An 11,174-nucleotide genomic window follows, 5' to 3' on the forward strand; every position below is an offset into this window, starting at 1 on the left:
CGTTACTCGGTGATCGAGATCGCGGCGGCCGGGCACGCGTCCACGGCCTCGCGGACATGGGCGTGGTGCTCGGGCGCGGGGGAGTCGGTGAGCAGGATGACGAGACCGTCGTTGTCGTCCTCGTCGAACACTCCGGGCGCGATCGCCCCGCACTGGCCCGCACCGCAGCAAATGTCCCTGTCCACCGCTACCTTCATCACCATTTCTCGCTTCCTCGCTCGGTTTCCGATTCCGGGTCCGTGGTGTGATCAACCCGCCTGAGCGGCAGCCTATTTGGCCCCGGTCCCCGGTGTCCGAGAAACCCCTCGGTGCGCGTCGGCATTCGAGCGTGGTCATCGACCACCGGCGTCGGACCGCGCGTCGGGCCGCGCGTCGGGCCGCGCGTCGGACCGGGGCCACGGGCGGGCCGACACGTCCCGGACTTCCTCCCGCGCGCCGCACGTTCCTTTCCGGCCATCGGGCGCGGACACGCTCTCCTGGTGCTGACCCCGGGCGACGAATCGCATATACGCAAATGCCGGCTACTGGGGCTCACCGGTTCCGCGGCCGTGGCCGTCGGCGGCGGGAGCGCCGGTGCCCTGCCGGTCGGCGACGCCCTCGCACCGTCGTCCGAAGCGGCCGCGGTGGGCCTCTTCGGCGCCTACTTCGGACTCGTCCTGCTCGTCGCGGCCTGGGCCTGGCTGGGCCGCGCCGTACGCGGACCGCGGCCGCCCGACACACGCGGCATGGTGGTCACACTCATGGTGTGGGCGGCTCCGCTGGTGATCGCCCCGCCGCTGTTCAGCCGCGACGTGTACAGCTATCTGGCGCAGGGCGCGATGGTGGACGCCCGGATCGACGTGTACACCCACGGCCCCGACCGGCTCGGCGGTCCGCTCGCCGCGCAGGTCGCACCCATCTGGCAGGACACACCGACCCCGTACGGCCCGCTGTTCCTGTCGCTCGCCTCGCTGATCGCGCGCGCCTCACAGGCGGAACTCCCGGCCGGGGTGCTCGGCATGCGGCTGGTCGCGCTGCTCGGCGTGGGCCTGATGGTGCTGTCACTGGTGCTGCTCGCCCGCCGTGACGGGACCGCGCCGGCCGCCGCGCTGTGGCTGGGGGCGCTCAACCCGCTGCTCCTGCTGCATCTGGTGGCCGGCGCGCACAACGACGCCGTGATGCTGGGTCTGCTCGGCATCGCGCTGGTCGCCGCGAAGGGCCGCTTCCCCTTGCTGGGCGCGGTCCTGATGACCCTCGCCGCGCTGGTCAAGGCGCCTGCCGCGCTGGGCCTGCCGGCCGTCGCCGTGTTCTGGGCCGGCGGGCTCACCGGCCGGTACCGATGGCTCAGGGCGGCGAGCGCCGTCACCGGCGCCGCCCTCGCGACGACCGCCGCGGTGACCGCGATCGCAGGCACCGGCTACGGCTGGATCGGCGCCCTCAACACCCCGGTTTCCCACCACAATTGGGCCCTCACCTCGCTCCTCGGCCGAATGACCGCGTCGGCGCTGCGCGGCGCGGGCGGCGACCTGGCACCGTTCGCCCTGGACGCCTGGCGCGCGGTCGGCCTGGCGGCGACGGCCGTCGCCGTACCGCTGGTATGGCTGCGCCGCCCCCGGCACAGCCCCGTGTACGCGCTGGGCCTCAGCCTGATCGCCGTCGCCGTCCTGGGCCCGGCGATCCGCCCCTGGTACGTGCTGTGGGGCCTGTTCCCGCTGGCGGCGGCCGCTCCACCGGGAGCGGCGCGCCGGGTGATGGCCGTCGCCAGCGGGGTGCTCGCGCTGGCCCAACTGCCCAGCGGACTCGCCGCGGACGGCCTTCAGCTGGCGCTCGCGGCCTGCGGCGGAGTGTTCGCGCTGGTCGCGCTCTGGTGGGTGCGTGAGATGTCGGGCGACGAAGTACCCCTGACCGTGCGGGAATCGGGGAGTGCGGCATGAGGGGGCGGGGCAGGACGGGGGCGTGGTCCGCGGCGCGCCGGCGCGGGCGTCTGCTCCTTGGCCTGCTGTGCGCGGGCGTGACGACTTTCGTCGCGACCGTCCCGTACCACCGCGACTGGTTCGACCTGTGGGTGTACTACGACGCGGTGCGCCACTGGACCGATGCCGGGGGCGGACTGCGGGGCGCCGGGCTCTACGACTACCGGGTGCCCGGGCAGGCGTACGGCTTCACCTACCCGCCCTTCGCCGCGCTGTGCGTGCTGCCGCTGTCGCTGCTCAGTTGGCCCGCCGCGCTCGTCGTGGGCATCGTGGCGAACCTCGGCGCCCTGGCCCTGATCCTGCGGCGGCTCGCCGAGCCGGTGATCCGCCGTCACGGTCTGGACCGGTGGCCCTCGTACGTCCTGATCCTGTGCCTGCTCGCCCTGCTGGAACCGGTCTACGACAGCATCAGTTTCGGCCAGGTCAACCTCCTCCTGCTGGCTCTCGTCCTCACCGACGCCCGTCTGCTGTCCACCGGCAGCCGGTGGGCGGGCATCGGCATCGGACTCGCCGCGGCGATCAAGCTCACCCCCGCGATCTTCATCGGCCACCTCCTCGTCACCCGCCGGTGGCGTGCCGCCGGCACGGCCGTCGCCGTCGCCGTGGGCGCGACCCTGCTCGCCGTGTGGCTCGCACCGGGTGCCTCGCACGCGTACTGGACTTCGGCCCTCTGGGACACGAGCCGTATCGGCGACCTGAGTTACGTCTCCAACCAGTCCTGGCAGGGCGTCCTCGCCCGGCTCTCCGCGCCGGCCGAGCCCGACCGGCTGTGGTGGGCCTGCGGTGTCGTCGCCGTCGTCGGTCTCTGGGCGTACCGGGTCGACAGGACCAGGGCGGTGGGCGACGTGCGCGGCGGCATCGCGCTGACCGGCGCCGCCGCGTGCCTCGTCAGCCCGGTCACCTGGGTGCACCACCTGGTCTGGCTGCTCCCCGCCCTCGCGGTCCTCGCCGACCGGGCCCTCGAACCGCCGCGCCGGGGGCGCCCGTTGACCGTGGCGGTCACGGTGTACGTCGTCCTGTGCAGCTACGTCGTATGGCTGTGGCGGTACGACGCGAGCGGCGTCGACGGCTTCGTCGGCGGCAACATGTTCGTCTGGACGGAACTCGCACTGCTCCTGACGCTTCCCGTCCGGCCGCCGGACCCGGCGATCAGAGCACTTTCCGGCGGACCAGTACGGCCAGCACCAGAGCCCCGGGGAGCAGCGGCAGCCACACCGTGACGATGCGGAATCCGAGGACCGCGGCGGTCGCCACGGAGACCGGGGAGCCCGCGCCGACGAGCGCGATGAGCAGCGCCGCCTCGACGGAGCCGATCCCGCCCGGGGTCGGCACGATTCCGGCGACGATTCCGGCGGCCAGGTAGGCGATCATGATGTCGACGGTGGGCACCGGCATCTGCAGCGAGCGGGCCACCGTGACCATCACGCAGCCTTGGAGCGCGGGGAAGGCGAGTGCCCCGGTCCACAGGGCGAGCACCCGGGCGGGCCTGGCGTGCAGGGCGCGCGCGTCGGTCAGCGCGGTCCGCAGAAAGTCCCGGACGAGGCCGCGCAGCCGGCGTACCGACCACAGCGCCAGCGCCACCAGAGCGAGTCCGCCGACCAGGAGGAGCAGCGCCAGGGTCCCGTACTCCGCCGGCAGCAGCGCGCCCAGCGGAATGGCCCCCGGACAGACGGCGATGAGCGTGAGCAGCAGGGTGTACCGGCCGATCGGCTGGGCCAGCGAGTAGAGGGCGAGCGCGGCGCAGGCCCGCGCGGTGGATATCCCGCAGCCCTGGAAGAACCGCAGTGTCACCATGTGCGCGCCGAGCCCGGCGGGCAGCAGATGGTTCGCCGATCCGGCCGCGATCTGCGAGGCCAGCAGCCGCCCGGCGGGCAGCCGTTCCATGACGGTGCCCTGGCGCAGCAGGCAGACCGGTATCCAGCACGCCCCGGTCACGACCACCGCGGCCAGCAGCCAACTCCGGTCCGCGCCGCGCAACTTGTCGAGCCCCGCGAGGATCACCGGCCAGTTTCCGGCCACCCAGGCGGCCACGAGGAGGAGAACAACGAGACAGACCAACCGCCGCAACGGCAGTCGCCGCAGTGCGGAGGGCAGGGTCATCGACATCGACATGGCGCGGCCGTCCTTCCATGACGCGCCAAGGCGCGGGCGGGGGTTTCCTCCAAGTAATGCCCACTCCGCGCGACTTCGCGGTGTCCTGCGCCCGTCGACCGGCCGAACGGCCCGGCTTCTGTGCTGTGCGGGTGTCGCCACCGCCCGACTTCGGCCAGATGCGCGGGACACGCGAGGAGGCGGGCACCGTATCCGGCCATCGACGGCCGGACGTATTGCCTGCCTTGTTCGCCCGTGCGAGGTTTGCCGTCGGCAGGAGACCGGACCAAAGGGGGAGAATCGTATGCGTACCAGGATCTGGGCCGCGGGCGTCGCACTGGGAGCCGTCATGCTGGCAGGGGGCGCCGTCGCGGCACCCGCGTCGGCCGCCGCGTCGGCACCCGTCCTCGTGGGTTACTACGACACCATCGAGGAGTGCTTCGAGGTGGGCCAGACACAGGTCGGCGAGCACGCGTGCGTCCGCAGCGGCGCCAGGTGGGCGCTGTACGTCTACGCGTAACGGGCAGGACCCACTCCCCGCGCTCACGCTCGGGCACCGCCTGCCGGCCGGGGCGTCCTGACCGGATGGCGACAAAACCGGTTGGCAGGAGGCGCCGAGCGCGGGGATAGTCCGGGAGTGACCCCTGCCGCCGATGCCGACGCCGGTCCGCGACGCCCGCGACGTGCCCCTCGTCCGCACCGCCCCGCGTGGGCCGGCCGCAACTACACACTGCTGACCGCCGCGGCGATCGCCACGAATCTGGGCAGCCAGGGCGCGCTGATCGCCTCGGCGTTCGCGGTGCTGGAGTCCGGCGGCGACGCGGGCGACGTGGGGCTCGTGGCGGCGGCCCGTACGATTCCACTCGTTCTCTTTCTGCTGGTCGGCGGCGCGTTGGCGGACCGGCTGCCCCGGCACCGGGTGATGGTCGCCGCCAACGCGGTCAACTGCGTCTCGCAGGCCACCTTCGCCGCCCTGGTCCTCATGGGCGACGCGCGGTTGTGGCAGATGCTGGCGCTGGCCGCACTGGGCGGCACGGGCCACGCCTTCTTCAGCCCGGCCTCCGAGGGCATGCTGATGTCCAGCGTCGACGGTGAACAGGCGGGGCGTGCCTTCGCCCTCTACCGGATGTCGATGCACGGCGCCGGGATCGGCGGCGCCGCCCTCGGCGGGGCGCTCGTCGCGGTGATCGGCCCCGGCTGGGTGCTGGCCGTCGACGCCGCCGCCTTCCTGGTGGCCGGGGCACTGCGCGTCTTCCTCGACGTCAGTCATATCCCGGCACGGAAGCCCGGCGGCGGGATGGTCGCCGATCTGCGCGACGGCTGGCACGAGTTCATCGGCAGACCGTGGCTCTGGGCGATCGTCGTCCAGTTCGCGGTGGTCAACGCGGTCGTCGTGGCGGCCCAGTCGGTGTACGGGCCGCTGGTCGCCCGCGACGAGTTGGGTGGGGCGGGCCCCTGGGGTCTGGCACTCGCCGCGTTCGGCGCGGGCACCGTGGGCGGCGCCCTGGTGATGATGCGCTGGAAGCCGCGACGACTGCTGCTCGCGGGCACGCTCTGCGTCTTCCCGCTCGCCCTGCCCGCCGCCGGGCTCGCGGTGCCGCTGCCGGGCGCGGGGCTGGCGGTGGTGATGTTCCTGACGGGGCTGTCGGTCGAGGTCTTCGGGGTGTCGTGGATGACCGCGCTGCATCAGGAGATCGCCGAGGAGAAACTCTCCCGGGTCTCCGCGTACGACATGCTCGGCTCGATCGGGATGATTCCGGTGGCCACCGCGCTCGCCGGACCCGCGGAGAGCGCCTTCGGGCGCACGTACGCGCTGTGGGGCTGCTCGGCGCTGGTCGTCCTGCTGACGGCCGCGGTTCTGGCCGTGCCGGACGTACGCAGACTGACGCGCCGCTCCACCACCGCGCCGGCGGCGACACGGAACGGCGAGGAGACCGTCACCGTGTCGGCGGACGCCGAAGGCGCCGTCGGGCGGGGCGAATATGCGTGAGTGCCTGGCGATCACCGCAATTGCCCGTAAAGTCGGGTCAGTTGACGGGAAGGAAACGAGATGTCCGATGACGCAGCCGAACTGCGGCGGGTTGGTCGTGTGCTGGACGAGGCGCGTTCCCTGTTGGAGAGCGAACGGAAGCGTCTGGGGCAGCAGCACAGACCGGGATCGTCCAACGACGGGACCGCGGGCAGCGCCGCGCAGACATTGCTGGGGGTCGGGGAACTGTCCGAGGGGGTGAACAGCGCGCTCAAGTGGGTTGCCCTGGCCGCCGGATACTCCGCCATCGGCCTGGACCGGCGGGCCGACCACGCGACGGGTATGGCACGCATGAAACCCGTGGGCTTCCCCTTCGGCGCCGAGCGTATGGCGCGTCCGCTCGGCGAGGACACCGTACGGGCGATGGAGTTGATCCGGGACCTCGACTACTTTCCCGGTGAGGTCGGGATCGCGATCGACGTGGCCCTCGCGGCTCCGCAGGCGACGTACCCGCCGGCCAGTTGGGACATGGACCTGCGGCGGTGACGGCCTCGGTCCGAACGGTCCCGGTCCGAACAGCCCCGACGAACTGATCGTCGCGCCGCCTCCGGACGACGCGGTCGTGGCGGGGGCGGCCAGGACGGCGTCGCCGGACCGGCGACCGCCGTCCGCCTTGTCCTCAACGTAGTTGTCCGTCACGGCACGCTCGGCCCTTCCAGATAGACGCCACTGGTGTCGTACGGCCACGCGTTGGCCCGGCATCCGCGCAGACCGTCGATCTGCTGCATCATCACCGGTGCCGGGCGGCCGGGGCCGGGGCAGCTCTCGTGGCCGTGGCCGATCCGGTGGCCCACCTCATGGTTGATGATCAGGGCGCGGTACTCGCTCAGTGAGCCGGAGAACTGAGGGGATCCTGTCAGCCAGCGCTTGAGGTTGACGATCACTTGGTTGCCCACGTTGCAGTTGACCTCTCCCCGTGTACGCAGACCCGCGGCGCCACAGATCCGGTCCACCGTGTCCGGTGTCGCGATCTTCACCTCGAAGTCGCCCGGCCCGGAGGAGACCAGTTGGAAACCGTCGCGGCCGTTCGCGATCCACCCGCGCCGGTCCCCGAGGACGGCCGCTATCTCCTTCGCCGCGCCGGAGGCCGACACCCCGGTCCCTCCTTCGACCTGCACGGTGTAGCGGCGGATGGTGCCCTCGCCGACGGGGCCGCCGCTCGCGACCGCTGTGCTGAACACCCCGGTTCCGCTCTTGGCCACCCCATCGTCGGTGGACGACTCCTCGGCTCGCGGCGAGGACGCGGACGCCGAGGGGGAGGGCGACGGGGACCCGTCGCGCGCTGCCGATGGCGACGACGGGAGTGCTGTCGAAGGCGGACGGGGCGAGGCGGCGGCCCGGCCGGCCGGGGACGGGCCCTCGCTCTGCCAGCGGACAGCGCCGAAGGCCGTCAGGGCCACTACGGCCACCGCGGCCAGCCCCAGCAGACGGCGGCGCCGGGCGGCCCGCTCGCGGACCACGCGCCGTGAGGTCCGCCCGCGGATTCCTCGGCGACGGCTGTCGGCCGGGTGCAGGGCTTTTCTGGCGCGTCGGTTGTCGGCATGGCGCATGAGGCAGCGGATTCCCCTCGTCGACGGCCCCGTGCGACCGGGCCGGTTCCTGCCCCGGTTGTGGAGCGGACCCAGGCTGCGGAACCCGCATGACCGATCCTGGCGCAGAAGATCACGAGAAGATAACGGCACCTCTGGTCTCGTACGCCGTGCCCGCGCGGTGCGTAAGACCATCGCGTAACAGCCCTCTCGGCGAGGCTGTGATCGCACAGGCATTCCCCTGAACGCACGCATACTGGGGCGCATGTCCCGCGTACTTCTCATCGAGGATGACGATGCCGTCCGCCGGGCCGTCGGCCTGGGGCTCAGACGCCAGGGGCACGACGTCCACGCGGTGGCGACCGGAGAGGACGGTCTCGACCAACTGGCCTCGTCCCGGCCCGACGTCGTCGTGCTCGACCTCATGCTGCCCGGTATGGGCGGCCTCGACGTATGCCGCCGAGTCCGCGACCGCGACCAGGTGCCGATCATCATCGTGACCGCCAAGGGCGACGACGTGGACGTGGTCGTCGGACTGGAGGCCGGCGCCGACGACTACGTCGTGAAACCCGTCCAGGCACGCGTACTCGACGCCCGGATCCGCGCCGTCCTGCGCCGCCTCGACGCACCCGCCCCCGGTCACGCCCGGCCCCGGACCGAGTCCCACGGCCCGCTGACCATCGACCGGGCCGGCCTCGTGGTGACCCGCCACGGCGAGCGGGTCCTCCTCGCCGCCTCCGAACTGCGGCTGCTGCTGACCCTGTCGGCGTCCCCGGGCCAGGTGCTCAGCCGCCAGCAACTCCTCGAAACGGTGTGGGAGCACAGCTACCACGGCGACATCCGGCTCGTCGACGCGTGCGTGAAACGCCTGCGCGCGAAACTCGGCGAGGCCGGCCGGGCGTCCGGCTGCATCGAGACCGTACGCGGCTTCGGCTACAGCTTCCGCGTGGTACGGGACGCATGAACGCTCCATGGCTGCGTCGTACGGAACGCATGAACGCTCCGTGGCGCGAACGGCAAACCGAGCACGGACAGGCGCAGGCACCTCCGCCGGCGCAGGAGCCGTCCCGCGCAGAGCCGGCGTCGGACGCCGGGAAACGACGCCGGTTCCGCCCGCGCTCCCTCCGCGTGCGGCTCGTGTTCTCCTTCGTTCTCGTCGCCGCCCTCAGCGCTCTGGGCACCGGCGCGCTCACCTTCCAGCAGGCGCGCACCGGTGTGCTGCAGCAGAGCCAGGACACGGTCGTCAACCAGTTCCGGCAGAGCGTCGACGCCGCCATCCCGGGACTGACTCTCAGCCTCGGCCAGGAGCAACTCGACAGCCTGGTGGGACGGCTCGCACGCGAACACCAGGCCCAGCAGGGGACGGTCCTGGCGACCTACGGCGATCTGCGCGCCGCATCGGCCGGCCCGACAGCACCGGACGTACTGACGCCCGCACTGCGCGCCTCCGTGGAACAGCGCGCGGTCGCGGTCTTCCAGCGCGTACAGACGGGAAACCACTCGTCTCTCGTCGTCGGCCTGCCCGTCACCTACACCGACGGCCCGTACACCTCACGCACGTTGTCGGGGCTCACGCTCTATCTCGTCGTGCCCCAGAAGAGCGAACAGGCGTACGTGGACGCGCTGGTCAGGGCTGTCGAACGGGCAACTCTGCCCGCCCTCGGCCTTGCCGCCCTGCTGGCGCTGCTTCTGGCACGCGGTGTCCTTCGGCCGGTACGGGCCCTGCGCCGGGCGACCAGGCGCATGGCCGACGGCCACCTCGACACCCGGCTCAGTGTCCAAGGCTCCGACGAACTGGCCGACCTCGCCGAAGCGTTCAACGACACCGCCGCCGCGCTGGAGGAGTCCGTCACCGAACTGCGCCGGATGGAGGCCGGAGCACGCCGCTTCGCGGCCGACGTCTCGCACGAACTGCGAACGCCTCTGAGCGCGATGACGGCGGTCACCGACGTGCTCGCCGATGAGATGCCCGGCCTCGACGGTGACGCCGCCGACGCGGTACGCCTCATCACCGAGGAGACGATGCGACTCGCACGACTCGTGGACGACCTCATGGAGATCTCCCGCTTCGACGCCCACGCGGCCGAACTCGGCCTGGACGACCTCGACCTGGCCGAGTCGCTGCGACGGACGCTCTCCATCCGGGGCTGGCTCCACGACGTGGACACCGACCTGCCCGACGGCATACGGGCACGCGTCGATCCGCGCCGCCTCGATGTCGTGGTCGCCAACCTCGTGGGCAACGCGCTGCGCCACGGAGGACAGCCGGTGTCCCTGACCCTGCGCCGCACACCGCACGGCCCGACAGGGCCTCGGCCGGTGCGGGGAGGAGCGGAGACGCGGCGCCCCGGAGTGGTGATCGAGGTGTCCGACCGGGGGCCCGGTGTCCCGGAGGCGGCGCTGCCGCAGCTCTTCGACCGCTTCTTCAAGGTGAGTTCGGCGCGCGGCCGCAGCGAGAGCAGCGGTCTGGGCCTCGCGATCACCCAGGAGAACGTCCACCTGCACGGCGGCCGCATCCGAGCCGCGAACCGCCCCGGCGGCGGAGCGCTCTTCACGGTGGAACTGCCCCTGCGACCGCACGGAACCCACGAGCCGCGGCAGCACGGGAAGCTGCCCGGCGCGCCCAGGAAGGGAGAGGGCGAGTGACACGACGGACGGCGGCGGCCCTCGCGATGACGGCGGCCGCGCTGTGTCTGGCATCAGGCTGCGGAGTGCCGCCCTCGGGGGTCGTCGAGGTCGGTGAACCGGCCACCGGCATGACACTTTCGAACGCGGTCTACTTCCTCGACCGCGCGGGGCCCGCGACGACGGACGCGCGGCCGGCCGACGGAGTGGTCCTGCGCGCGGTGGCCCGTGACCGGATCCCCGGTCTGGATCCGGTGACCTCGGCCGTACGGCAACTGCTCGCCGGTCCGACCCGCGCGGAATCGGATGGCCTCGCGACCGCGCTGCCCCCGAACATTGGCAGCCCGGACGTAACGCTCGGGGGAGACCGGGACGCCGGCGCTGTCGTGATCCGGTTTCCCGCGGGTACCCCTCGGCTCGGCGCCGCCGCGCTGCGTCAAATCTCCTGCACCGTCGGGCTGGCCGTCCGCGCCGGAACCGCACAGAGGACCGGGGGCGCGGGGGGCGGGGAGGGTCCGACGGCGGCGACGTCGGTCCCCTCGACGGGCGCCGTCCCCGCCCTGCCTCCGCGTCCTGCGGTCCGGATCATCGTCGAGGGAGCGGCTGGGCAACCCGTACCGGCGATCGAGGCATGCCTCTCGCCCTAGAACCTGTCTTCAAAGTCCCGCCTGGCCCGGAACGCCTGGCCCGGAACGCCTGGCCCGGCGCCTCCCGTCGGCGGCGGTGCGTCAGCTCTGCGCGGTGTCGTCGTCGCCCGTCTGCCCGGCGCTCTCGGCCGCGCCTGCCTTCTCGCGCATCTTGCGCACCAGCTCCGCCTTCTGGTCGGCGGCACCCTTGCGGTCGAGGTTGCGGTGCGGGCCGTTGTTCTGCCGTTCGGCGCGGGACAGCCTCTTGCGCTGGCCGCCGCCCATGCCCACGGGGTTGTTGATGTTCTTGCTCACCGTCATT

Annotated in this window: 12 protein-coding genes; 8 read left to right on the top strand and 4 right to left on the bottom strand. The window is 72.5% G+C overall.

What is annotated here, in order from left to right; translation table 11 throughout:
* Window positions 1-2: 2 nt before the first annotated feature.
* Entirely contained in the window at window positions 3-203 is a 201-nt protein-coding gene (locus ACFUN8_RS12835; RefSeq protein WP_383635154.1) for a ferredoxin, read from the bottom strand.
* A 276-nt stretch (window positions 204-479) separates the two neighbouring features.
* On the opposite strand from ACFUN8_RS12835, the gene mptB reads away from it, so the two are divergent.
* Together mptB and ACFUN8_RS12845 are read left to right on the top strand one after the other, a co-directional pair.
* Complete coding sequence (gene mptB, locus ACFUN8_RS12840; RefSeq protein WP_383635157.1) at window positions 480-1,913, top strand: polyprenol phosphomannose-dependent alpha 1,6 mannosyltransferase MptB; 1,434 nt, start codon at window positions 480-482, stop codon at window positions 1,911-1,913.
* A 77-nt stretch (window positions 1,914-1,990) separates the two neighbouring features.
* A complete protein-coding gene (locus tag ACFUN8_RS12845) occupies window positions 1,991-3,172 on the top strand; it encodes a glycosyltransferase family 87 protein (RefSeq protein ID WP_383635160.1) in 1,182 nt (393 codons plus the stop codon).
* Here ACFUN8_RS12845 and ACFUN8_RS12850 read toward each other — a convergent pair.
* Window positions 3,102-4,064, bottom strand: coding sequence for a YbhN family protein (locus ACFUN8_RS12850; protein ID WP_383635163.1), 963 nt, complete (start codon window positions 4,062-4,064; stop codon window positions 3,102-3,104). The two genes, ACFUN8_RS12845 and ACFUN8_RS12850, sit on opposite strands and share 71 nt — an antisense overlap.
* Window positions 4,065-4,347: 283 nt before the next feature.
* Here ACFUN8_RS12850 and ACFUN8_RS12855 point away from each other — a divergent pair, with 283 nt between their 5' ends.
* The 3 genes from ACFUN8_RS12855 to ACFUN8_RS12865 all read left to right on the top strand — a co-directional run bounded on the left by ACFUN8_RS12855 (window position 4,348) and on the right by ACFUN8_RS12865 (window position 6,558).
* Complete coding sequence (locus ACFUN8_RS12855; RefSeq protein ID WP_383635166.1) at window positions 4,348-4,563, top strand: hypothetical protein; 216 nt, start codon at window positions 4,348-4,350, stop codon at window positions 4,561-4,563.
* Window positions 4,564-4,680: 117 nt separating this feature from the next.
* Entirely contained in the window at window positions 4,681-6,033 is a 1,353-nt protein-coding gene (locus tag ACFUN8_RS12860; RefSeq protein ID WP_383635169.1) for an MFS transporter, read from the top strand.
* A gap of 60 nt (window positions 6,034-6,093) precedes the next feature.
* Window positions 6,094-6,558, top strand: a complete 465-nt coding sequence (locus ACFUN8_RS12865; protein WP_383635172.1) for a hypothetical protein — start codon at window positions 6,094-6,096, stop codon at window positions 6,556-6,558.
* 149 nt (window positions 6,559-6,707) lie between these two features.
* Here ACFUN8_RS12865 and ACFUN8_RS12870 read toward each other — a convergent pair whose 3' ends face one another.
* Window positions 6,708-7,622, bottom strand: coding sequence for a DUF3152 domain-containing protein (locus ACFUN8_RS12870; RefSeq protein WP_383635175.1), 915 nt, complete (start codon window positions 7,620-7,622; stop codon window positions 6,708-6,710).
* 244 nt (window positions 7,623-7,866) lie between these two features.
* On the opposite strand from ACFUN8_RS12870, the gene ACFUN8_RS12875 reads away from it, so the two are divergent.
* From ACFUN8_RS12875 to ACFUN8_RS12885, 3 genes are read left to right on the top strand one after another with little or no spacing between them, the layout of a single operon-like run.
* The gene (locus ACFUN8_RS12875; RefSeq protein ID WP_383635178.1) at window positions 7,867-8,565 is read left to right on the top strand and encodes a response regulator; all 699 of its coding nucleotides are present in this window, start codon (window positions 7,867-7,869) and stop codon (window positions 8,563-8,565) included.
* Window positions 8,562-10,247 (top strand): sensor histidine kinase, encoded by a 1,686-nt coding sequence (locus ACFUN8_RS12880; RefSeq protein WP_383635181.1) that lies wholly within the window; start codon window positions 8,562-8,564, stop codon window positions 10,245-10,247. Before ACFUN8_RS12875 ends, ACFUN8_RS12880 begins: the two co-directional genes overlap by 4 nt.
* The gene (locus tag ACFUN8_RS12885) at window positions 10,244-10,873 is read left to right on the top strand and encodes a GerMN domain-containing protein (protein ID WP_383635184.1); all 630 of its coding nucleotides are present in this window, start codon (window positions 10,244-10,246) and stop codon (window positions 10,871-10,873) included. Before ACFUN8_RS12880 ends, ACFUN8_RS12885 begins: the two co-directional genes overlap by 4 nt.
* An 81-nt stretch (window positions 10,874-10,954) precedes the next feature.
* Here ACFUN8_RS12885 and ACFUN8_RS12890 read toward each other — a convergent pair whose 3' ends face one another.
* The gene (locus tag ACFUN8_RS12890) at window positions 10,955-11,173 is read right to left on the bottom strand and encodes a DUF6243 family protein (RefSeq protein ID WP_383635187.1); all 219 of its coding nucleotides are present in this window, start codon (window positions 11,171-11,173) and stop codon (window positions 10,955-10,957) included.
* Window position 11,174: the final 1 nt, after the last annotated feature.

It is taken from the genome of Streptomyces sp. NPDC057307, from assembly GCF_042667665.1.
Lineage (GTDB): Bacteria > Actinomycetota > Actinomycetes > Streptomycetales > Streptomycetaceae > Streptomyces.

Bases quoted from the DNA above. Each gene is read 5' to 3' on its own strand.
- ACFUN8_RS12890 (WP_383635187.1), bottom strand. From the start codon at position 11,173: ATGACGGTGAGCAAGAACATCAACAACCCCGTGGGCATGGGCGGCGGC.
- ACFUN8_RS12855 (WP_383635166.1), top strand. From the start codon at position 4,348: ATGCGTACCAGGATCTGGGCCGCGGGCGTCGCACTGGGAGCCGTCATG.
- ACFUN8_RS12835 (WP_383635154.1), bottom strand. From the start codon at position 203: ATGGTGATGAAGGTAGCGGTGGACAGGGACATTTGCTGCGGTGCGGGC.
- ACFUN8_RS12865 (WP_383635172.1), top strand. From the start codon at position 6,094: ATGTCCGATGACGCAGCCGAACTGCGGCGGGTTGGTCGTGTGCTGGAC.
- ACFUN8_RS12870 (WP_383635175.1), bottom strand. From the start codon at position 7,622: ATGCGCCATGCCGACAACCGACGCGCCAGAAAAGCCCTGCACCCGGCC.
- ACFUN8_RS12880 (WP_383635181.1), top strand. From the start codon at position 8,562: ATGAACGCTCCATGGCTGCGTCGTACGGAACGCATGAACGCTCCGTGG.
- ACFUN8_RS12875 (WP_383635178.1), top strand. From the start codon at position 7,867: ATGTCCCGCGTACTTCTCATCGAGGATGACGATGCCGTCCGCCGGGCC.
- ACFUN8_RS12850 (WP_383635163.1), bottom strand. From the start codon at position 4,064: ATGTCGATGTCGATGACCCTGCCCTCCGCACTGCGGCGACTGCCGTTG.